Source organism: Streptomyces sp. 1222.5 (assembly GCF_900105245.1).
GTDB lineage: Bacteria > Actinomycetota > Actinomycetes > Streptomycetales > Streptomycetaceae > Streptomyces > Streptomyces albidocamelliae.
Genome location: NZ_FNSZ01000001.1, coordinates 2408459 through 2430719 on the forward strand (window position 1 = coordinate 2408459; position 22261 = coordinate 2430719).

The following is a 22261-nucleotide window of genomic DNA, read 5'->3' on the forward strand; positions in this document are numbered from 1 at the left end:
CCGATGGCAGCGATCGAGCTCGACACGTATGTGAAGGGTGTGCTCGACGGGAAGCGGGCCCTGGTGGCCCGCGCCATCACCCTCGTCGAGTCCACCCGGCCCGCGCACCGGGCGCTGGCGCAGCGGCTCCTCACCGAGCTGCTGCCGCACAGCGGCCGGGCGCGGCGGATCGGCGTGAGCGGCGTCCCGGGTGTCGGCAAATCGACTTTCATCGACGCGTTCGGCACCATGCTGACCTCAATGGGCCACCGGGTCGCGGTGCTCGCCGTGGATCCGTCGTCCACCCGCACCGGCGGCTCCATCCTGGGCGACAAGACCCGGATGGAACGGCTCGCGGTGGACCCGGACGCCTTCGTGCGGCCCTCCCCCAGCGCGGGCACGCTGGGCGGGGTCGCGAAGGCCACCCGGGAGTCGATGGTGGTCATGGAGGCGGCCGGCTACGACGTGATCCTCGTGGAGACCGTCGGCGTCGGGCAGTCCGAGACCGCGGTCGCCGACATGGTCGACTCCTTCCTGCTGCTGACGCTCGCGCGCACCGGTGACCAGCTCCAGGGCATCAAGAAGGGCGTCCTGGAACTGGCCGACGTGATCACCGTCAACAAGGCCGACGGCCCGCACGAGCGCGACGCCCGCGCGGCCGCACGGGAGTTGGCGGGCGCGCTGCGCCTGATGCACGGCAAGGACGCCTTCTGGGCTCCCCCGGTGCTGCACTGCAGCGCGCGGGAGTCGGCCGGCCTCGACACCGTCTGGGAGCGCCTCGAACAGCACCGCACCCTGCTGGACTCCACCGGGCGGCTCGCCGCCAAACGGCGGGAGCAGCAGGTCGGCTGGACCTGGTCGATGGTCCGCGACGAGGTGCTGGGCCGGCTGCACGCCGACCCGGCGGTGCGCGAGGCGGCGCCGGAGCTGGAACGGCAGGTCAGGGAGGGCCGGTTGACCGCCACCCTGGCGGCGGAACGCATTCTGGAGGCGTTCGAGGGGCGTACGGCTCCCCCGGCGGACGCCTGATCCCGGGGCGCCCGGTCCGAGGGGCCCGGTCCGAGGGGCCCCTCAGCCCGGGGCGCCGTGCTCGCAGACCCGGCGGGCCACCTCCCGGAGCTTGACGTTGTTCTCCTGGGAGTAGCGGCGCAGCACGTCGAAGGCCTGGTCCTCGGTGAGGTCGTGGGAGCCCATGAGGATGCCCATGGCCTCCCCGATGAGGTGCCGGGTCTCGACGGCCTGCTCAAGCTGGGCGTGCGTGCGGGCACTGGAGAAGGCCACGGCGGCGTGCGAGGCGAGCAGCCAGCCGGCCGTCTCGCCGGCCTTGTCGAACACCCCCGGGCTGCGGGAGTACAGGTTCAGCGCGCCCAGGTCCTCGTCCTTGGTGAAGAGCAGGAAGCCCATCATGCTGCGCACGCCCAGTTCGCGGGCCTGAGAGACGTAGGCGGGCCAGCGGGGGTGCTCCTCGCGGAAGTCCTCGATGCGGAAGACCCGCTCCGGGTTCTCCCGGCTCGCCACGTCGTAGCAGGGGCCTTCCCGCAGGTCCGTCTGGATCCGGTCGCTGTCGACGACGAGTTGCTCGGTCGGGGCGAGGGTCTTCGCGCCCTTGCTGTGCAGAATGAGGATGCCGGACGCGTCACAGCCGGGGACGAGTTCGACGGCGGAAGCGGTGATCCGGTCCAGGGTCCGGGTCACCGAATCCTGCGCCAGCAGGTCACGCGCCATGGTCGCCATCTGCTCGGCGAACTCGCGCCAGTCGACCTGGTCCGTTCCGTCGTTCCGCATGAGGTACCTCCCTCGCGTTCGTCACCCGTCGGACCGCCTGCCCACTTCCCACGATCGCATCCCGGAGGGGCATCGGGGGGCGTCCGCGCCGGTGGCGGCCGGAGGGCCTGTTCCGTCGGGGCTGCGCAGGGCGTGGCCGGCGGGTCCCGGGCGGGCATGGGGGACCTCGTCGCGTCCCGCGCCGCTCCGTGTGCCGGTGCCTCCTCGGGCGGGCGTGGGGCACCTCGTCGGCGGACGAGGCGGTGGACGGGCCGACTGCTCGGGGCCGCTCGACGGTCGTGGCCACCGTCGGCGGCATCACGACACCCACGGCCACGGGTGGCCACAACGGGTGCCCCACGGGGAACCTTCGGGCATGGGGGCCGCCCCAGAAAGCCGAGTCAGGGGCCGGATCGGTGCCGGATCGGGTGGCGGTACGGGGTGAGGACCGCCGGTGCGGCGGGGGCCGGTGCGGCTCGGCTGCCTGCGCGACCGGGGGCCTACGCAAGCTCCGGTGCCGATGCGGGCCGGGGGCGGTGCGGCTCTGCTGTACGCGCGGCTCACGTGCCTGCGCGGCTGCCTCTGCAGCCAGGCGCCTACGCGGGCTCCTGTGCCCGTGCGGCTCAGGGACCGGTGCGGGCGGGGACGGTATGGCTCGCATGCCTCCGCGGCTCGCGGCCTGCACACGTTCCGGTGCCCGTGCGGCTCGGCGACTGGCGCGGCTCGGGTGTTTCCGCTCCTCAGAACCGGCGCGGCTCGGGGACCGGCGCGGGCCCGACCGTCCGTGCCGCTCGGGTTCGGGTAAGACGCGCACGCCGACGCCTCTCAGGGGGGCGCGGCTCGACCACCCGGCGCCCGGGGACGTACACGGCTCGACCGCCCATGCCCCTCAGGGCCGCCGCGGCCCGACCGCCTCTGCCCCTCAGGAACCGGAGCGGCCGTCCACCCCTACGGCCCGGGGACCGGCGTCCCCACACCGCCCACAGGCCGACGCCGACCCGACCCCCCGTGCCGTGCAGCCCCGCGCGAGGTCACGGACCGACGCGGCGACCGTCCCGGGATGCCGTGCCGGCCAGGCGGGGTGGGGTGAAGGTGTAGAGGTCGAGGATGTCCGGCATGGGGGCGGCGCCCGGGCCGCCGGCGTGCACCCAGCCGATGACGTCCTCGATCGCGTCGGGATCGTTGACGAGCCCCAGCCACACCGGCCGCGCACCGGCGGCCCGCCCCGCGGCGGAGGGCTGTACGACGACGACGTTGGCCTGTTCGCACACGTCGAGGCAGGCCGAGATGCGCAGGGGCACCTCCGCTTCCAGGCGCGCGGTCTGCCCCGCGTGATCGACGCCGGCCACCTTGGCGGTGCCGCAGCAGCAGTCCCGGCACACGACGACACGGCAGGGCGCCAGGCCCGCGCCCCGCACCGCCACACCGCCGGGTACCTCTTCGGCCGGCTTCTCGGGCACGCTGCCTCACCCCTCCCACCGGTTTCCCCCGGAACGCGGTCGCTTCCTCCTTGATCATATGGCTCACCGGAAGCCCAGATCGGTCTACCCCTTCCCCCACGTCGCTCAGCACACCGACGCCGGCTACACCCCGGTGCTGTCCCGCGCGGAGTGCACCCTGACCCTGAACTGGCTGGGCTCCTTCCGCTCCGGCTACGAGACGGCGGGCGACCGGGTCCACGGCAAGTGAGTTCTCCCGGTCCCGCACGGCCCGGCGGTGCCGGGCCGGGGCCTTCCGGGACGGCGTCCGGAAGCCGTCACCGGCCCATGTGAACCACGCCCGCCCTGTGCGCAGGTGACGTCATGGTGTCGCCCCCGCCCGCGCAGGGACGCCTCGAAACGGGCGACCCGGTCCTCGAAGGCGCGGGCCACCGGTCCCGGGAAGCCGGCCGGGGCGCGGCGCTCGGGGTCCCGCATCCAGCGCTGGGCGCGGCGGAGCGCCTCGGCGGGTTCACGGCCGGCGGCGAGGTGGTAGTGGAAGACCGCCATCAGGAAGCCGGTGGTGGCGTTGGTCAGCGGCCACAGCGAGGCGATGACCGCGCCGGCCCGGGCGGCCAGGAACGCCGAGGCGATGGTGAATCCCTCGTCGGGGTGGCTGAGGCTGAGGTTGCTGGCGCAGCAGGCCGGCGAGACGCAGACCCCGCGCGGGGAGGCGCCGCCGGCACGGACGGGTGCGGCGAGGTCGAGGGCATTGATCTGGTCGATGCGCAGACCTCCGCCCGGGAGCTCGATGCGGGCGCGCCAGGACTCGGTCACGTCCGCCGTGAGATGGGCGGCGATGTCCACGACGCTGAACCCGGTGCCGTCGGAGAGTTCGCGCAGGAGCCCGGGTCCGGTCGCGTCGCCCTGGGCGGCCACGGTCGCCTCCGGGTAGACGGCGTCGCGCAGGGTTTTCGTCGCGGCCCAGTCCGCCTGCTCGGTGGTGAGACCGTTGACGAGGAGGGCGTCCCGGCGGGCCGCGCCCCGGGGAAGGGCCGACGCGGCGATGAGCTGGCGGGCTCCGCACACCGTGGTCATCACGAGCCGGTCGATCGCCGGCGTGCCGTGGTCCAGCACGGCCGCCGCCCACGGAACGCACGCGGTGGCACAGCCGCCGGATCCGGTCGACGCCCCCTTGTCGACCGGCTCCGGACTCGCCACGCACCCCGGCTCGCGCCTCGGTCTCTCCGAGGAACGCGCCTGGGGCTTCCTCGAGGTTTTCGAGATAGACGACCCGAGTGTGGTGGCCACAGGGCGTGATCAGTGAGCGCGCGCGATGGGTTGTTCGGACCAGATGGTCTTGTGGTTCTGGCCATGGCGGCAGCCCCAGCGCTCGGCGAGTCGGGCGACAAGGAACAGGCCGCGTCCGCCCTCGTCGGTGGTGCGAGCGCGGCGCAGACGAGGTTGGGCGCTGTTGGAGTCCGTGACCTCGCAGACCAGAACACCGTGGCGGAGCAGTCGCAGCTCCGCCGGCGGACGGCCGTAGCGGATCGCGTTGGTGACCAGTTCACTGACGATGAGTTCGGTGGTGAAGAGGAGGTCGTGCAACCCCCATGCGGTGAGTTGGCGGGTCGCCCATTCCCTGGCCTGGGAGACGGCAGCGGGATCGGCCGGTATCTGCCAGCGAGCGGTGTCCTCGGCCGGTACGGCGCGGGTGCGAGCCAGCAGCAGGGTCGCGTCGTCACGCGGGGCTTGGTCCACCAGGTCGTCGAGGAGAGCCCTGCCGGTGTCGTCCAGAGCGCGGTCCGGGCGGCAGGAGATGGCGAGCGCATCGGTCAGCCGCCGGAGCCCGTCGCCGACGTCGTGCGCGCCTCGATGGATCAGGCCGTCGGTGTAGAGCGCGAGGACGCTGCCGGGCTCGATGTCGATGGTGGTTGTTTCGTAGGGCAGGCCGCAGACGGCGAGGGGTGGCCCCGGGAGAAGGTCGACGGTTTCGGCACTTCCGTCGGGCCGTACGAGCACGGGCGGCGGGTGCCCGGCGCTGGCCATGGCGCAGCGTCGGGTGACCGGGTCGTAGACGGCGTACAGGCAGGTGGCGCCCATGGCGTCGTGGTCGCCGGGTGGTGCTTCCGCCGCGAGGCGCTGGACCAGGTCGGCGATCCGGGTGAGCAGCTCGTCCGGTTCGAGTTCGAGGTCGGCGAGGGTCTGGATGGCGGCGCGCAGACGGCCCATGGTGGCGCTGGCGGGCATGCCGTGGCCGATCACGTCTCCGGCGACGAGGGCCAGCCGGAGAGAGGGCAGGGGGATGGCGTCGTACCAGTCGCCGCTGGTGCCTGCCCCACGGCCTGTGGGCAGATAGACGCCCGCGGTCTCAGCTGCTGGAGTGTCGGTCGTGGCCGGGGGAAGCAGTCTTTGCTGCAGGGCCATGGCCGCTCTGTGTTCACGTGTGTAGCGGCGCGCGTTGTCGATGGCGAGTGCTCCCCGTGAGGCGATCTGCCTCATCAGATCTACCTCGTCCGCGGTGAACGGTTCGGATGGGCCGGTGCGCCAGACGACGATCGCGCCGAGGGTGAGGCCGCGGGCGTGCAGCGGTGCCACCATCACCGCGTGGGTGTCGTGCGGGAGGAACTGCTCGGCCAATTGTGGGCCGCCGATCAGAGCGACGTAGTCGTCCCGGCCGTAGACGACCGTTTCGCCGTGCTGGAAGCGGAGCAGGAGGGGGTGGTCGGACAGGGGTGGGACGAGATTGCCGCGCTGGATGCCGGATGGCCAGACCGCGGTGGTCGGCGCCAGGGCCGCGTTGCGCAGATGCAGATCTCCTCCCCCCTTCCGCTCGGCGGGTTCGTCACCGTCGAAGACGGCTTCCGCAAGGTCGACTGCGGCGAGATCACCGAAGGCGGGTACAAGGACGTCCGCGAGGCCCTGTACGGTCCGCGCGACATCCAGGGAGCCTCCCACGCGCTCGGCAACCTCATGGGCGAGATCCAGCTGTCGGCGGGCTCGTAGTTGGTCGGTGTCGTCTATGTACAGGGCTGCGACCCCCGCGGGGCGTCCTCGCGCGTCCTCCAGGCGGAAGGCGGACAGCGACAGCGCCAGCCGCCGCGCCGGATGGTGCCGCCAGCTCACCCGCTGATTCCTGTGGATCACCGGAACGCCCGTCTCGAGCACCTGCCGCAGTACCGCCTCGATGCTGCCGGCGTCCTCGGCGCACAGCACGTCGCCCAGTCGCGCGCCAGGCTGTAGGGGACCGCCGTCCGGACTGTCCGGCATGGCGTTCGTCTGTGCTGTGGTGAGATCCGTGTCGTGGAGAGCGATCGTGATCCGGTTCTGTGCGGACAGTGCGCGCAGGAACGCTGCGCCGTGCTGGTGGTCGGCGACGTGATGGGTGGGGGCCGCGAGCACGAGGACGCCCGCTGAGCCGCTCACCCTCGTGGTCCGGAAGGTGACGTCGATCGTGTTGCCGCACCGGTGTCGCAGTCGTACCCGGCCGGTCGTCGGCCATTGCGTGACGCTGCGCGGGTCGTGCGAGAGGTCGGTCACCAGTTCCTGCACGGGGCGGCCGTGGACCTCGTCGGCGCAGAACCCTGTCAGGTCCTGTGCTGTGCCGCTCCACCCCACCACCGTGCCCTGATCGTCGAGCACGGCTGCGGCCAGAGCCTCGAAGGCAGGCGGCCTGCCGCCGGGGCCGGCACCCGAGAGGCTCGTCGGCCCTCGTGAAGAGCCTGCCGAGTCGGCGCTCTCAACATCCGATGTGTTCATGTCTTTGTCTTCCATGACGACGGTCCGCGGGTACGGGGGAAGGGGTTCCTGTGGTGGCTGTCGGCGCTCAGAGGGCGGCCGCTGGGGAGGGCAGGTCCTGTTCGGCCCAGACGACCTTGCCGTCTGCTGCGGAGCGGGAACCCCACCTGCGGGCCAACCGCGCGACCAGGTAAAGGCCGCGACCGTGCTCGTCGAGAGGACGCGCATGACGGGGACGCGGCTGGCCGGTGCTGGTGTCGGAGACCTCACACGTCAGCACTCGGTGCTGGATCAGCCGCAGGCGGCTCGGGCCGTCACCATGGCGGATCGCATTGGTGATCAGTTCACTGACGATCGACTCCACGGGTGTCACCAGCGCTTCCAGGCCCCACTGCCTGAGCTGGCGGGCGACCAGGTGCCGGGTTGCCGGGACGGTGGCCAGTTCGTTCGGCAGTTCCCACGAGGCGACCTGGGCGGGTTGCAGCGTGCGCGTCCTCGCAAGAAGCAAGGTGACGTCGTCGGCCGGCGCCTGAGCGGGCAAGGTCTCCATCGCCCGCGAGCACAGGTCCTCCAGGGAGGCACCCGGCTGCACCAGGGTGGCGCCCAGGCGCTGCAGGCCGACGTCGATGTCCTCGTCGCGGGACTCCACCAGGCCGTCGGAGTAGAAGGCGAGCACGCTCCCTACGGGTAGCTCCAGTTCCACGGACTCGAAGGGCACCAGGCCAAGACCCAGGCCGAGCGGTGCTCCGGCGGGCAGGTCGGGGATGGTGACACCGCCCTGCGCGTCGACGATCAGGGGCGGTGGATGCCCGGCCCGCGCCATCGCGCACCGTCGGGTGACCGGGTCGTAGACGGCGTACACGCAGGTGGCACCCACCACCGCGGGGATCTCGTCGGAGTCGTCGGCGTCTTCGTCGTTCAGCCGCCGGACCGTGTCGTCGAGGTGCGCCAGCAGCTCGTCCGGGGGCAGGTCGAGGTCCGCGAGGGTGCGCACGGCGGTGCGCAGCCTGCCCATGGTCGCCGCGGCGTTGATGCCGTGGCCCACCACGTCGCCGACGACCAGGGCCACCCGGGCGCCGGACAGCTCGATCACGTCGAACCAGTCGCCCCCCACACCGTGGTCCAGGTCGGCCGGCACATAGCGCGAGGCGACCTCGACGGCGGCACCGCCCTGTACACGGTGCGGGAGCAGGTCGCGTTGCAGTGTGAGGGCGGCGGTGCGCTCGCGCGCGTACTGGAGCGCGTTGTCCAGGCAGAGCGCGGCCCGGGTGACCAGTTCCTCGGCGAGGAGGAGGTCGTCCTCCTGGAACGGTGTCTGTTCCAGGGAGCGGCCGAACAGCGCCAGTCCCAGCACGCGGCGCCGCGCACGGATGGGGACGACCATCAAGGAGTGGACGCCGCTGTCGCGTACCTTCCGCGCCCGCACCGGGTCGTGGTCGACCCACGGGCCGGTACGGGTGTCCAGCACCGGCTCCAGGTACGAGCGGCCCGTGCGCATGGCGGCGGAGAACAGCGAGTCCGGGTGGGCGTGGACCACTTCTTCACGCACCCACGGCAACTCCAGAACACCCAGGTCGACGGAGGCCACACCGACTCGGCGCATCAGCGGCGGGCGGCCACCAGTCATGCCTTTCCGTGCCGTCGGCTCGACGCCGAACGGAACGGACTCCACGAGATCGACGAGGGCGTGGTCGGCCAGCAGGGGCACGGCGAGCTCGGCCAGCTCCTGCCCGGTCCGCATCACGTCGAGAGTGCTCCCGATGTGCGTGCCGGCCTCACTGAGGATGGCGAGGCGCTCGCGCGCCCGCCGGTTCCCGGTGACGTCAACGGTCATGGAGCACACGCCCAGTGGCGTGCCGTCAGCGCCCTGGAGGCAGAAGAACGAGGCAGAGAATGCGTGCTCACGGGGCCGGTCCGCGGGTGGCCACGCACGGTACTCGTGCACCGTGGTCGTGCCGCTCTCCAGCACCTGCCGCATCACGATCTTGAGTGCTTCGGCCTCGACGGCGGGCAGTGAGTCCTTCAGACCGCGCCCGAAGCGCTGGTGACGAGGAACGCCGTCGTGACGCTCCATGTCGTCGTTCACCCAGACACAGCGCAGCTGCGGGTCATAGACAACGATGCCTATCGGGGCTCGGGCAAGGAGCGACTCCCGCACCGGCCCCCCGGTCACCCCCGAGGACAGGGACCCTATGTCCGTCACGGACACCAGCCACCGGGTGCCGGAGTCCTCCCCCCGCAGCAGCGAGACCCTCAGCGTCATCCTGAGCGTGTGGCCGTCGCGGTGGCGTATCGCCGCGGTGCCGGACCAGCCACCCCGTGCACGGCACTGCTCGGAGAACGCCGAAGCCCGCCGGGCGTCCTCGGACGGCGGCAGCACGTGTACGGCGGACCGGCCCACCACCTCCCCGGCCGCATAGCCGACGAGCTGCTGGGCGGCCTGCGTCCACCCCACGACGATGCCCTCGTCATCGATCATCGCTATCGCGGCATCGGGCACCTCAGGGAGGCGCACCGGCTCGGTGAGGAGGGTGTGGTCAATGTTGGTCATCGCAGTCCGTCCCATCGGTGCGGAAGTAAGAACGTCGGCATGTGGCCCGGCGGTCCTGTGTGCAGCCGTGGCGAACGGCGACGTCCCGGTGAGCGGCACACGATGCGGAATATGTCGTATCTGAGCGATTCGCCCATTTCTGATGAAATAGTCAGGTGTCGGCGTCTGGACGTCAAGTGCCTCAACCCTGATCGAACAATCAGATCGCAGAATTACGGCTGCCGACGCCGAGGTGCTGATTCTCAGCGTCCGGAAGTATCAGGGCCCCGGCGAGCACCCGCTCGGCGCGGGTCGCTCCACCCGTAACCGGTGGCGTGCTGCGCCAGTTCCACTTTCCGCCGCAGGGACGCCGCAGGGACGCCGCAGGGCTCCACCGCCGAGGCCGACGATGGTCAGGTGGCCGAGCACCCTGGCCACCTGAGCAGCCATCCGCAGCGTCGGGTCCACGCCGCCCATGTCCAGCACGAGCTGAGCGCCCTGCTGCGCCGTGATGTCCTTGATGCGGGCGACCGCCTCGTCGCCCGAGAGCAGCGCCACGTCGGCGCCCGTGCGCCTGGCGGTCTCCAGCCTGCCGGCGTCGGTGTCTACGGCGACGACGGTGGTCGCCGCGCTGAGCGCACGCAGGATCTGGATGGTCATCTGGCCCAGGCCGCCGACCCCGGTCAGGACCGCGGTCAGCCCGGCCCCAGCAGGTGCAGCGACCGCTTCACAGCGTGGTAGCTGGTCGGTCCGGCGTCGCTGAGCGGGGCGGCTTGACGGGGATCGAGGGAGCCGAGCGGAATCAGTTGGCGCGCCGCCCGTACCAGCAGGTACTCGGCCATGCCGCCGTCGTGTCCACCGCCCAGGCCCGGACCCTGGCCACCGAGGTGCTGGCAGTAGTTCTCCCAGCCGTGACGGCAGTTGGCGCAGATGCCGCAGCCCCAGGATCCCTGGACGATCACAGGGTCTCCGGGCCGAGCGTGAAGGGCAGCTTCGTGAGGCCGGGTGGCGGTGCGGGTCCCTGCATGATGTGCAGATCGGAGTGACAGGCACCGGCACCCGCGACCTTCACCAGGACCTGCCCCGCGCCGGGCTCGGGCACCGGCACCTCGCGCAGCCCGGGCGGTTGCTGCCATGCGACGAGTTGAAAAGCCCGCATGGCACTCCCCCGCGCCCACACTGGTCAGTCGCGGATGCCGTCGATGTCGAGCAGGACGTGTCGCGGGCCGCGGAAGATCTGGTTGTGCCGGTACGGCGGCGGGTCCTGGACGAGCCGGGGGTTCTGCACCCGGCGGACGAACTCGGCGACCGCCACTTGGACTTCGAGCCGGGCGAGCGGGGCGCCGAAGCAGAAGTGGATGCCCTGGCTGTAGCCGAGATGTTCGTTGTTGCGGCGTTCGAGGTCGAGTTTGTCGGGGTCGGTGAACCGTTGCGGGTCGCGGTTCGCCGAGCCGTACGCCAGGAAGATCGGCGCGCCCTTCGGGATGGTGATGCCGGCGATGTCGATGTCTTCCACGGCGGAGCGGGTGTGCCAGAACTGCACCGACGACTCGAAGCGCAGCAGCTCCTCCACGCCGGGGACGATCAGCTCGGGCCGGCGGCGCAACTTCTCGAGTGCGTCGGGGTGGCGCAGCAGGGTGAGCACACTGTGGGCGATGAGGTTGACCGTGGTTTCGTGTCCCGCGAAGATCAGGAGCAGGGCGTTGCTCATGAGCACGCCCTTGGACATGCGTCCCTCCGGGCCGTCCTCGTTCACCAGGGCTGAGAGCATGCCCGGTCCTGGCTCTTGGGCGTACCTGTCGAGGAGCTCGGCTGCGAACTGCCCGAACTCCTGCACAGCCTGCCGGCCTCCGGCCTGCCGGCTCTGGATCTCTTCGGAGGCGGCCTCGGGGCCGAAGTCCAGAGCGTCCAGTGCGGTCTCGATCCAGTGGTGGAAGCGCGGCTCGTCCTCCAGGGGCACGCCCAGGACCTTGCAGATCACCGTCACCGGCAGGGGGTAGGCGAAGTCGTGGACGGCATCGATCCGGGCCTTGCCCTTCATGTCGTCCAGTAGGCCGTCCACAATTCGGCGGATGTCGGGCTCCAGGTCGGAGATCAGATGAGGCGCATGGGGCGGGCCGGCAAAGTGCGGCATCATCGTCCGGCGGTCCCGATCGTGCTCGGGCGGATCGCATGTGATGATGTTCGGCTCGGTCAACGCTTCCCTGATCGGTTCGGCCGCCGGCGCCGCCGAGCCCGCCGCCTGGGCCCCCGCCGGGACGGGACACTTCCGTGGATCCGAACTGACCCGGGGGTCGTGCAGCAGGGCGACGATCTCCCGGTAGGTGCTGACGACATAGGTGCCGTCCGGCTGCCGCGCCACCGGTTGCTTGCGCAGTTCTTCGTAGAAGGGGTACGGATTCGCGCGGTTGGCGTAGCGGAGGGCCTGCTGCCAGGGGGTTTCCTCGACCACGAAGCTCCCCTCCTTCTTCCTGTCGATGCTGTCCGACTACGGGCTCGGCCCGACGAGTGCGTCAGTGCGCGCGCGGCCTGAACTCAGCCGTCCGCTCGCTGGGCGCGTGTCCGGTCAGGACGACGTCGGGGACCGCCGTCGGGACCCGTGGGTCCGGAAATTCGGCCGGCATCGGCTTCGCGTCGGGCGGCTGGTCCCAGCCCGGCGGCGGAGGCGGGAACGGACCGGATTGCTGGATCAGCTTCCCGTAGTACTCCAGCCACTTGCCGTGGTCGAAGGTGACGGCCGCGACGATGCGGCCCCGGTGACCGTAGGCGGCGGCGAAGTGGCGCTCCTCGATCGATCCCTGGGCGAAGACGATCTCGTCGCCGAAAGGCGGCACACCGACGGACTTGATGTTCACACCGAACTGACCGGACCAGAAGCCGGGAAGCAACAGATGCGGACGATAGTGGGGCTCGAGGTTCACCATGTTGTGCGCCGCGACCTCGGCGCCGAAGACCGCGTTGTCCCAGTGCTCCATCGCCAGGAACTGATACTCGTACAGCACATGCGGCGCACGCGCCACGTCCCCGGCCACGTAGATGCTGTCGGTGACCACGCCGTTGATGTCGAAGGCACGGCCACCGGCGTCGCACCCGACGCCCCAGAAGCCGGCCGCCAGCCCGGAGCCCTCCAGCCACTCCACGTTGCGGATCGACCCCAGCGAGGCCACCACCACGTCGGCGTCGACGGTGGATCCGTCCGACAGACGCGCACGCCGCACGTGACCTTCGGAATCGCCCTCCAGTGACGACACGCCCAGCCCACAGCGCAGGTCCACGCCGTGATCGCGTTGCATCTGCGCGGCGACCTCGCCGATCACCCCGCCTAGCGCGCCGACCAATGGCGCCGAACCCCGCTCGACGACGGTCACCGGGATGTCCAGTTCCCGGCAGACGGAGGCCACTTCCGAGCCGATGAATCCGGCGCCGATGACCAAGACCCGCGACGGCGGCTCGGCCAGCTCCTTCTGCAACTGCTCCGCATCATCACGCGAGCGGATCGTGTGCACCCCGTACAGGGCGGCCTCGGCCGGGTTGGGCCACTGGCGCGCGCGGGTGCCCGTGGCGATCAGCAACCGGTCGTACGGGACCTGCTCACCGTCGGCCAGACGCACCTGCTTGGCAACCCGGTCCAGCCCGGTGGCGGCCACCCCGAGCCGCCAGTCCGCATGCACGTCCCGCATGCGGGGCAGCTTCGTATGGTCGGCCGGCACCCAGCCCTTGAGTACCTGCTTGGACAGCGGCGGACGGTCGTAGGGCTCGTACGGCTCGTCCCCGATGATGGTCAGAGAACCCGTAAAGCCCTCCTCGCGCAGGGCTTCCGCGGCCCGCAGACCGGCCAGGGAGGCACCCACGACGACGATCCGGCCACTGGCCCGGAACTCGCGCACCAGCTCTGCGACCGTTGCCGGAAGCGTCATGACGCCTCGCTCCCCTCCGCGCCGTCCACGCGGTCGATCGCGATCGCCTGCACCGGGCATGCCGCAGCCGCTCGCTCGACCTGCAGGCGCCGCTCGTCATCAGGGTTCGGCTCATAGGTGAGCGCCTCCTGACCGTTCAACCTGAAGACCTCATGCGCCAGATACACGCACTGTGCGTATCCCTGGCACCGATTCAGGTCCACGACGATCCGCATGGTCAGCCTCCTTCCGCTCCGCCTCCCACCCCACCGCGGCCCGGTCACGAAGCCTTGGTCATGAAGCCCTGGGTCGGTTCTCGAGCCTCCAGTCAGCCGACCGGGCCGGATGTCCCACCCGTCGCCCCGGCCGGGCCACTGAATGAGCAGGTTCGGTCCCGTTCGCTGCGCCGCTTCCTTCACGGCGACGCATGTCGGCTGTGGCGTGAGCGCAACTGGCAGGGTGCGCTGCGACGACGGCGTCGGCATCAGGGTGTGCCCCGGTCATCACGCCCTAGAAAAATAGTCGTCCCGCCTTCCGGCGATCGCAAACCCGCCACTGCGGCGAACAGGCTGCCTCAGGGCCGATGCAGTGGGGCAGCGGACCGAGCGCAGCCGGACGTTCGGTCAGCTGCCGACGGTGCAGTTACGTGGCAGTCGGCGAGCAAGCCTGGACAGCTCCAGGACTTCGCCCTGGGCTGAGTCGATCTCCGAGCCGGTGAAGCCACCGATCACCGAGGCCCGCTCCGGCCGTCGTCGTCCGGCCAACCCGACCCCGTGCTCACGCGTACGCATGCCGAGGGGCCAGCGACGGGCAGCTCGTGTTCAAGAGCGACGTCCGTTGGCGCTCGGGCCGGCCGGTCAGCCCGGTTACCTTCGCCACTTCGCCATTTCCATACGACGTATGTTAATAATGGAAGCACGGTTCCATACGGCGTATGGAACTGCCCGCTCGGACCAGCCAGGCGCACACATCGCCTGACAGAACCGCCGTTGGCGCAGATCACGCCACCGGGAAGGAAAGATCATGAAGAAGCTCACGAAGCGCATCGCCCTCACTGTCTCCTCCGTCGCGGTCGCCGGTATCACCGTCCTCGGTGCCGGTGGCACCGCTTCGGCCGCGCCCCTTGCCTCCGCGCATGCCCAGCGCCCGGCCGGCAGGGCCGTGGCCGCTGACTACAGCTGGGACCACGGTGCCGGCTACCTGCTCGAGCAGGGCTACTCCTGCGACGAGATCCGCGGCTGGCACCAGGACCACCACGGCACCGATTCGGCCCGGCACGACTGCGACGGTCTCTACTACCGCGACGGGCACTTCTACCGCTGGGAGAGCGAGGGACACGGCCGGACGTCCGACAGGTCCTACCGGCACGAGGGGTACCGCTGGGCGCACGACGGCTGGGGCGGCCACCACCACGGCCTGAGCCACGACGACCGGTGAGACGGACACCCAGGGCGTGAGCCATTTGTTCCCCTCAGCCCCGCCCCTGCCGGCGGCGGGGACCTCTCCGGCGGTCGGGGGCGGCGTCCCCGACCGCCGGCCGCGTGAGTGCAGCGCCACTCGTCATGCGGAGCGCCGGTGCCGCCCAGCGCCCGCGCCCCTGCTGTACCGCCACCGCCCGCACTGTCTCTTTGTCACACCGGGTGTGAGGCACCGCCGAGCCATGCCCAGGAGCGGAAAGCCGATGAAGAAGTCCTCGAAGGCCGTAGAACGGCACGTGGCCGTGCAGCTGGTCGTCTCGCATGCCTACTCATTGCCCCTCTGCGTCCGTCTGCGGTACGCGCCCGCTGATCCCTATGTCGTCCGTGCCGCCTTCTTCGTCGACTGCGACGAGCCGGTCGAATGGATCCTGGGGCGGGACCTTCTGGCTGACGGTCTCGAGGGTTCCGCAGGCCACGCGGACGTCCGGATCTGGTCAGCCGCGGGGCGGGGTGACGAATCGATCTACATCGCCCTCGGGTCTTCCGCAGGCACCGCCTTGCTCGAGGTCCCCGTGCAGGACATCTCGTCCTTCCTTCAGGACACCCAGGCTCTGGTGCCACGGGGTACCGAGTCCGAACTCATCGACTGGGATGCCGAACTGGCACACCTCCTCCCCCAAGGCTGACCGCCGACCATCCATGCTCACAAGTAAAGGAACCAGCGTCATGTCGCAGTACCAGCTTCGCGTCTACACCCTGCGCAGCCCCGACGCGCTCGCCGCCTACGAGAAGATCTGGGCCCAGCACATTCCCGGTATGGCCAAGCACCGGATCACCACACACGGCGTCTGGACGGTGCCCGCGGCGCCCGGAAACGAGACCCCCCGGCTGTACGCCCTCGTTTCCTACAGGGACGCCGACGACGTGCGGGAGCGGTTGGAGGCATATCTGTCGAGTCCCGAATTCCTTGCGGACATGGAGGGTTTCGACATCGGCCAGATCGTCGGCCTCGACGAAATCCTGCTGACGCCCACCGCGGACTCGCCCTTGCGCTGACGGCCGTCCTGCGACGGGTGACGCGGCCGGAAGGGCCGGTATCCGGCGCGCGCCAGTCGGCAGCGGCCGTGGACGAAGCCGGTCGGGCCGGCGGTGGCGGTCGGCCCGACAGCCGAGCGGCGGCCGCGAGGGATGGGGTCACTACAGCCAGAGCGCCCTCGGGCGCGGCCGACGGCTCGACGGACGCCCAGCCGCAACGCGCTGGGCGGACGGCAGGGCGATGTTCACGATGGTGCCGTCGAGGACACCCAGCAGCATGGACAGCGAAACGACCAGCAGAATCCACCAGCGTCGCTGGTGCGACAGGTCGGGCACGTTCTCAGGTGCGGTCTCGGCGCCGCGAGCAGCGGCGGTGGCGTTCAGGGACATGGGGGGCAGCCCTCCGGACAGCCGATGCGGGGGATGGCGGAAGCCAGAAAAGAACGGATCGAGATCAGGTACGACTCATCCGGCACGGGCCACCTCGCGCTCACGGCGGCAGAACTCGGCGGCACGGCCGCCTCGGTGAACGGATGGCGCGGGTGATGCAGCTCGACGAGACCGGCGGTCTTCCGCTTCGGGAGGGAGATCGGGAACAAGCCGACGACCACGGTCATTTCACGGTTCGGTGTCGGCATAGGGCTGCCGTGCAGAGACTGTGGAGCCACCCCGCCGGGCGGTGTTCCCCGATGTGACGGGGGTGGCTCCCGCATGTCGCAGCCTGAGATCGCCCGACTGCGGACGCGGCTCAGGGGCCGGTGCCTGGGGCGCAGCGCCTCAGGAGGGTTGGCTCAGAGGCCGGCGCCCCGGCCGTCACGATCGACGGTGAGCCTGCTTTCCAGGCCCGTGATCAGCGTGTCCATCACGAGGCGGAACATGTGGTCCTGGTCAGGGCCTTCTGGGACTACGTCCGCAGAGTCACGGTCTGCATCCCCGTCCCCGTCTTCACCGTCGTCCAAGCCGGGGGACTTGAGGGTCGACCACTGGTGGAGCGAGCCGTTGAGTTCGGCGGCGAGGACACCGATGACGACGGCGACCATCAGCGCGGCGATCTCCGAGACCTCCGACCGCGGAACCCCGGCAGCCGCCACGATCGCGGTGAGCGCGGTCCAGAACGGGTCGTCGGGCTGGATGAAGTCCGGCTGGTGGCTGAACGAGTAGGCCATCAGTTCGGGGTGGCGGTGGGCCAGCGTCCGGAAGTCCATGGCGAGCAGGCGGATCCGCTCAGGCCAGGGCGCGTCCTCGAGCGTCACGGTGCGGAACTGGGCGCCGACCATTCTGGTCACGCCGCGCAGCACGGCTTCCTTGTTCGGGACGTGGTGGTACAGCGACATCGGGTTCGCGTCGAGCTCGGTGGCGAGTTTGCGCATGGTGAGCGCCTCGACGCCGTCCTCGTCGATGAGCCGCAGGGCGGCGTCGTAGATCCCGGCCTCGGTCAGAGGCACGTCCCTCTTTCTCGTGCCCCGCGGGGGGCGCCTCGCCTTCTTTTCCATACCACGTACGGTATCACTTTCATACGCCGTATGGAAATGGCCTGACTCACAGTGCCCACCGATGCGACCGGGCTTGCCTCGCGTTTCCATACGGCGTACGGTACTAATTCCATACGGCGTATGTTTCCGTATGGCGCCACGGCATCGACCTGCGCAGCGCGCCCTTGCCCATCCCCCTTCACCCCCTCCACGCACCCCCTCCACGCAGAGGAGCAAGCCATGACCACGCACTCCGCGAACGACCTTCGCCCCATCCGGTCCCCGCGTGGGATCCCCCTCCTCGGGAACACGCCGCAGATCCCCGACACCAATCCGGTGGAGTACTTCGGTGAGCTGTCCAAGCAGTTCCCCGAGGGCATCTATGGCATGGACATCGCCGGCATCGAGCAGGTCTTCGTCTACGACCCTGACCTGGTGGCCGAGGTCTGCGACGAGAGGCGGTTCTTCAAGCAGATCGACAAGACGCCGCTGCACCACGTCCGGGACTTCGCGGGGGCGGGTCTGTTCACCGCCCACCAGTACGAAGAGGAATGGGGTATGGCACACCGTGTCCTGCTGCCGGCGTTCAGCCAGCGGGCCATGAAGGCGTACTTCGGGCAGATGCTGGAGATCGCCCAGAACCTTGCGGGCAAGTGGGGGCGCAGGGAAGGGCAGGCGGTCAACATCACCGACGACTACACCCGTCTGACGCTGGACACGATTGCTCTGTCGGGGTTCGGCTACCGGTTCCAGTCCTTCGACAAGGAGGAGCTGCACCCCTTCCTCAACGCGCTGCTGGGCGCGTTGGTGGAGTCGCTGCGGCGCTCGCAGGAGCTGCCGATGATGACCAAGCTCCGTAAGGCGGACGACCGTAAGTACCGCGACAACATCCGGCTGATGCAGGACCTGGTCGAGAGCGTGATCAAGGAGCGCCGCGAGGGAAAGGGCACCGGTGAGGACGACCTGCTGGGTCTGATGCTTCAGGCCACCGACCCGGAGACCGGCAAGCTGCTGGCAGACGACAATGTCCGCGACCAGGTGCTGACGTTCCTGATCGCCGGTCACGAGACCACCAGTGGTCTGCTGTCGTTCGCCACGTACTCGCTGATGCGCAACCCGCACGTCCTGGCCCAGGCGTACGCCGAGGTGGACCGGCTGATGCCCGGCGACACGGTCCCGGACTACGACACGATCATGCAGCTGGACGTCATTCCGCGAATCCTGGACGAGACCCTGCGTCTGTGGGCGCCGATCCCGGCGTTCGGCAAGGCCCCGCTGGAGGACACCGTCATCGGTGGCCGCTACCTTCTCAAGAAGGGCACGCGGGTCAACATCCTTGAGGGCCCGCTGCACACCCACCCCAAGGCGTGGGACCGACCGGATGAGTTCGACATCGACCGGTGGCTTCCGGAGAACCGCGCCGCGCAGCACCCGCACGCCTACAAGCCGTTCGGCAACGGTGTGCGCGCCTGCATCGGCCGGCAGTTCGCGCTCACCGAGGCCCGCCTGGCCCTGGCGCTGGTGCTGCAGAAGTTCAAGCTCTCGGACACCAGCGACTACAAGATGGACGTCCGCGAGGCGCTGACGCGCAAGCCCGGCAACTTCGAGCTGATCGTCCGTCGCCGTCAGGAGCACGAGCGGACCGTCTTCGGCGCCACCGATCTGCAGACCGGCGACACGCAGGCACAGGCAGCGGTCAGCGGCGTCGGTGTGAACCTGACCGTCGCCTACGGCTCCAGCCTCGGCTCCTGCGAGGACCTCGCCCGCACCATCGCCGACCGCGGCGAGCGCTCCGGCTTCGGCACCACCCTGATGAGCCTGGACGAGCTGGGCGACAACCTGCCCACCGACGGCCTGCTCGCCGTCGTCGCCGCCAGCTACAACGGCAAGGCCCCCGACAACGCCCAGCGCTTCGACGACCTGCTCGCCGCCGGCCTGCCGGAGGGGGCGCTCTCGAACGTGCGGTTCGCGCTGCTGGGCGCCGGCAACACCCAGTGGGTGGCCACCTACCAGGCATTCCCCAAGCGGATCGAGGAAGGTCTGCTGGCCGCCGGCGCCACCCCGGTCGTCGAGCGCGGCATCGCGGACGCCGCCGGTGACTTCGACGGCATGGCCACTCGCTGGATGGACACCCTGTGGGCCACCCTGGCCGAGGAGTACGCCGCCGACACCTCCGAGGCGAGCGGCCCGCGCTACCAGGTCCAGCTGCTCACCGAGTCCGACGTGCGCCCGGCGATCGTCTCCGAACAGGCGTACCCGCTCACGGTGATGGCCAACGAGGAACTGGTAGCGGACGCGACCGGCCTGTGGGACTTCAGCCTCGAGCCGCCGCGCCCGGCCGCGAAGTCCATCACCTTCGAGCTGCCCGACGACGTCACCTACGACACCGGCAACCACCTGGCCGTCTTCGCCAAGAACGAACTCGCCCTGGTGGAGCGCGCCCTGAGGCGGCTCGGCGTCGAGTACGACCAGGTGCTCCGGCTCGACATGCCGACCGGTGGCCGCACCCACCTGCCGGTAGGCACCCCGGTAACCGCCGGCATCCTGCTCACCGAGTTCCTGGAACTGCAGGACGTCGCCACCCGCTCCCAGATCCAGACCCTGGCCGAGCACACCGAGTGCCCCTGGACCCGGCCGCAGCTCCAGGCGTACACCGCCGACACCGAAGAGGCGGAGGAGCGCTACCAGAAGGAGATCCTCGGCAAGCGCGTCTCGGTGCTGGGCCTGCTGGAGCGCTTCCCCGCGGTCGAACTGCCGCTGGCGGTCTTCCTGGAGATGACGGGCCCGATCCGTCCCCGCTTCTACTCCATCTCCTCCGCGCCGTCGGCCAACCCGCGTCACGTGCGCCTGACCGTCGGCCTGCTGGAGGGCCCGGCCCTGTCCGGCGACGGCCAGTACCGCGGCACCTGCTCCTCCTACGTCGCCGGCCTCGAACCCGGGGACGTCGTCTACGGCTACGTCCGCGTGCCCTCCCCCACGTTCGCCCCGCCCGCCGACCCCGCCATGCCGCTGGTCCTGATCGGCCCCGGCACCGGCATCGCACCGCTGCGCGGCTTCCTCGAGGAGCGTGCGCACCAGCACGCGAACGGCACCCAGGTCGGCCTGTCCCAGGTCTTCGTCGGCTGCCGCCACCCGGAGCACGACTACTTCTACCGCCAGGAGATGCAGGACTGGGAGCAGACGGGGATCGCACAGATCCACACCGCCTTCTCCGCGGTGACCGGCCACCCGGCCCGGTTCGTGCAGAACGCCATCGCCCATGCCGCCGACACCGTCTGGCAGGCCATCCAGGACGGCGCGTACATCTACGTCTGCGGTGACGGACGCCGTATGGCGCCGGCCGTCCGCGAGGCCCTCGCCGCCATACACCGCCAGAAGACCGGCAGCGACGACGAGACCGCCCAGCAGTGGCTCGCCCAGCTGGAGGCGGACGAGCGCTACCAGCAGGACGTCTTCGCCTGACCGTCGCACGCCGTCAAGGCGCGCTGACCCCCAGCCGCCGGGAGGCGTGCGGACGTCCTGCCTCCCCCGCACGCCTCCCGGCCCCACCAGCCCACCAGACACCCCATGGCACCCATGGCCCGAACCACCGGGCCGTGCCGCTCACCGAAAGCAGATCACCATGGACACCATGCTCGCCGGACGCTTCCACCTCGACAGCGGGAAGTTCGCCGTGGAAGAGGTCCCGATCCCCGTGCCAGGCCCGGGCGAGGTCCTCATCGAGGTCAAGGCCGCCGGCGTCTGCCTCTCCGACGTCCACCTGCTCGACGGCTCCCTCGTCCCGCTGTTCGCCACCTCCGACACGATCACCGTCGGCCACGAGGTCTCCGGCGTGATCCACACGCTCGGCCCCGACCTCAAGCGCGGCCTGCCCGTCGGCACCCGCGTCACCCTGGAGGCCGGCAAGACCTGCGGCAAGTGCGCCGGCTGCGTGCGCCGCCGGCCCTGCACCCAGATGCTGACCGCCGGCATCGACTACGACGGCGGCTGGGCCGAGTACGTGGTCGTCCGCGAGGACACCCTCATCCCCATCCCCGACAGCCTCCCCTTCGACCAGGCCGCGATCATCCCGGACGCGGTCTCCACTCCCTACGCCGCCGTCGTCGCCACCGCGGGCGTCCGTGCCGCCCAGTCCGTCGGCGTCTGGGGCGTGGGCGGAGTCGGCGCGCACAACGTACGCCTCGCCCGCCTGGTCGGCGCCGCCCCGATCATCGCCGTCGACCCGCTGCCCAGCGCCCGCGAGCGCGCCCTCGCCTTCGGCGCGGACTACGCCCTGGACCCGGCGGCCCCCGACTTCGCCGACCAGGTCCGCGCGGCAACCGGCGGACGCGGCCTGGACTTCGCCTTCGACTGCGCCGGCGTCCCCGCCGTCCGCGACCAGGCCGCCTCCGTGCTCGGCCTGGGCGGCTCCCTGATCCTGGTGGGCATCACGCCCAGGCCGCTCACCATCACCGAGGGCCTGACCTTCAACTACCTGCAGAAGCAGGTGCGCGGCCACTACGGCGGCTTCCCCGAGTCCGTCTCCGAGCTGGTGCAGCTGACCGCGGCCGGCCGCCTCGACCTGGCCCCCTCCATCACCGACCACATCCCGCTCATCGACGCGGCCAACGCGGTCAGCCGTCTGGAGAACAAGATCGGCGACCCGATCCGCCTCATTCTCGTCCCCTGACGCCTGTCAGCAGGACATCAAGCCACCCTGGGCAGGGGTGAGTGGGCGCCGGTGCGTGAGGGAGCACCGGCGCCCACGGCTTTCGGCAACCGTGAAGAGACAGAACCATGCAGACGACCGACACCCCGGGCCGTACTCCGCGGCGCAAGGATGCTCACTCCAACCGCAGACGCATCCTCGCGACCGTCCGGCTGAAGCTGCGGGAGGACCCGGACGCAAGTCTCGACAGCATCTCCGAGGCGGCCGGCGTCGCCCGGCGCACGCTCTGCTGGCGGCATGGACGATGGGCGACCACTGCCGCATGCTCACCGCCTTGGGACGCCGCCATCCGGGAGAGGCCGA

18 protein-coding genes and 1 pseudogene are annotated in these 22261 nt (G+C 70.6%); 7 read left to right on the plus strand and 12 right to left on the minus strand.

The window, feature by feature from the left end:
- Positions 1–3 precede the first annotated feature (3 nt).
- Positions 4–1008: a methylmalonyl Co-A mutase-associated GTPase MeaB gene (gene meaB / locus BLW57_RS10735; protein WP_093473992.1), complete on the plus strand. Its 1005-nt coding sequence runs from the start codon at positions 4–6 to the stop codon at positions 1006–1008.
- A 42-nt stretch (positions 1009–1050) separates the two neighbouring features.
- On the opposite strand, the gene BLW57_RS10740 is transcribed toward meaB, so the two are convergent.
- Complete coding sequence (locus BLW57_RS10740; protein WP_256339461.1) at positions 1051–1764, minus strand: GAF and ANTAR domain-containing protein; 714 nt, start codon at positions 1762–1764, stop codon at positions 1051–1053.
- Positions 1765–2774: 1010 nt separating this feature from the next.
- On the minus strand, positions 2775–3167 hold the full coding sequence (locus BLW57_RS10745; protein ID WP_176985923.1) for a (2Fe-2S) ferredoxin domain-containing protein: 393 nt from the start codon (positions 3165–3167) through the stop codon (positions 2775–2777).
- Positions 3168–3261: 94 nt separating this feature from the next.
- Between BLW57_RS10745 and BLW57_RS41335 the strand changes: the two genes are divergently transcribed.
- Complete coding sequence (locus BLW57_RS41335) at positions 3262–3432, plus strand: hypothetical protein (protein ID WP_176985537.1); 171 nt, start codon at positions 3262–3264, stop codon at positions 3430–3432.
- On the opposite strand, the gene BLW57_RS10750 is transcribed toward BLW57_RS41335, so the two are convergent.
- The 8 genes and pseudogenes from BLW57_RS10750 to BLW57_RS10785 form a co-directional block, all read right to left on the minus strand.
- Positions 3396–4382, minus strand: coding sequence for a CHAT domain-containing protein (locus tag BLW57_RS10750; RefSeq protein WP_176985538.1), 987 nt, complete (start codon positions 4380–4382; stop codon positions 3396–3398). The two genes, BLW57_RS41335 and BLW57_RS10750, sit on opposite strands and share 37 nt — an antisense overlap.
- Before the next feature lie 99 nt (positions 4383–4481).
- Complete coding sequence (locus BLW57_RS10755; protein WP_306822953.1) at positions 4482–6803, minus strand: ATP-binding SpoIIE family protein phosphatase; 2322 nt, start codon at positions 6801–6803, stop codon at positions 4482–4484.
- A gap of 184 nt (positions 6804–6987) precedes the next feature.
- Positions 6988–9450 carry a SpoIIE family protein phosphatase gene (locus BLW57_RS10760; RefSeq protein WP_093473997.1) on the minus strand — a complete coding sequence of 821 codons (2463 nt, stop codon included), beginning with the start codon at positions 9448–9450 and terminating at the stop codon, positions 6988–6990.
- A 258-nt stretch (positions 9451–9708) separates the two neighbouring features.
- Positions 9709–10089 (minus strand): zinc-binding dehydrogenase, encoded by a 381-nt coding sequence (locus BLW57_RS10765; protein WP_093473998.1) that lies wholly within the window; start codon positions 10087–10089, stop codon positions 9709–9711.
- 35 nt (positions 10090–10124) lie between these two features.
- Positions 10125–10588, minus strand: a pseudogene (locus BLW57_RS41340) (alcohol dehydrogenase catalytic domain-containing protein).
- A gap of 24 nt (positions 10589–10612) precedes the next feature.
- Positions 10613–11881 (minus strand): cytochrome P450, encoded by a 1269-nt coding sequence (locus BLW57_RS10775; RefSeq protein ID WP_093474001.1) that lies wholly within the window; start codon positions 11879–11881, stop codon positions 10613–10615.
- A gap of 61 nt (positions 11882–11942) precedes the next feature.
- Positions 11943–13346 (minus strand): NAD(P)/FAD-dependent oxidoreductase, encoded by a 1404-nt coding sequence (locus BLW57_RS10780; RefSeq protein ID WP_093474003.1) that lies wholly within the window; start codon positions 13344–13346, stop codon positions 11943–11945.
- Positions 13343–13561, minus strand: a complete 219-nt coding sequence (locus BLW57_RS10785) for a ferredoxin (protein ID WP_093474004.1) — start codon at positions 13559–13561, stop codon at positions 13343–13345. Before BLW57_RS10785 ends, BLW57_RS10780 begins: the two co-directional genes overlap by 4 nt.
- A gap of 787 nt (positions 13562–14348) precedes the next feature.
- On the opposite strand from BLW57_RS10785, the gene BLW57_RS10790 reads away from it, so the two are divergent.
- The 3 genes from BLW57_RS10790 (at position 14349) to BLW57_RS10800 (ending at position 15799) form a co-directional block, all read left to right on the plus strand.
- Positions 14349–14762: a hypothetical protein gene (locus tag BLW57_RS10790; RefSeq protein WP_093474006.1), complete on the plus strand. Its 414-nt coding sequence runs from the start codon at positions 14349–14351 to the stop codon at positions 14760–14762.
- Between the two features lie 244 nt (positions 14763–15006).
- The gene (locus BLW57_RS10795) at positions 15007–15429 is read left to right on the plus strand and encodes an SsgA family sporulation/cell division regulator (RefSeq protein ID WP_093474007.1); all 423 of its coding nucleotides are present in this window, start codon (positions 15007–15009) and stop codon (positions 15427–15429) included.
- A gap of 40 nt (positions 15430–15469) precedes the next feature.
- Positions 15470–15799 (plus strand): NIPSNAP family protein, encoded by a 330-nt coding sequence (locus BLW57_RS10800; RefSeq protein ID WP_176985540.1) that lies wholly within the window; start codon positions 15470–15472, stop codon positions 15797–15799.
- A gap of 141 nt (positions 15800–15940) precedes the next feature.
- Here the strand turns inward: BLW57_RS10800 and BLW57_RS10805 are convergent, their stop codons facing one another.
- Together BLW57_RS10805 and BLW57_RS10815 are read right to left on the minus strand one after the other, a co-directional pair.
- Positions 15941–16168 (minus strand): hypothetical protein, encoded by a 228-nt coding sequence (locus BLW57_RS10805; RefSeq protein ID WP_093474011.1) that lies wholly within the window; start codon positions 16166–16168, stop codon positions 15941–15943.
- 401 nt (positions 16169–16569) lie between these two features.
- Entirely contained in the window at positions 16570–17223 is a 654-nt protein-coding gene (locus BLW57_RS10815; RefSeq protein WP_256339462.1) for a TetR/AcrR family transcriptional regulator, read from the minus strand.
- 267 nt (positions 17224–17490) lie between these two features.
- Between BLW57_RS10815 and BLW57_RS10820 the strand changes: the two genes are divergently transcribed.
- Both BLW57_RS10820 and BLW57_RS10825 read left to right on the plus strand, forming a co-directional pair.
- Positions 17491–20712 (plus strand): bifunctional cytochrome P450/NADPH--P450 reductase, encoded by a 3222-nt coding sequence (locus tag BLW57_RS10820; RefSeq protein ID WP_093474015.1) that lies wholly within the window; start codon positions 17491–17493, stop codon positions 20710–20712.
- A 160-nt stretch (positions 20713–20872) separates the two neighbouring features.
- The gene (locus BLW57_RS10825; RefSeq protein WP_093474017.1) at positions 20873–21919 is read left to right on the plus strand and encodes a zinc-binding dehydrogenase; all 1047 of its coding nucleotides are present in this window, start codon (positions 20873–20875) and stop codon (positions 21917–21919) included.
- The last annotated feature ends 342 nt before the right edge of the window (positions 21920–22261 follow it).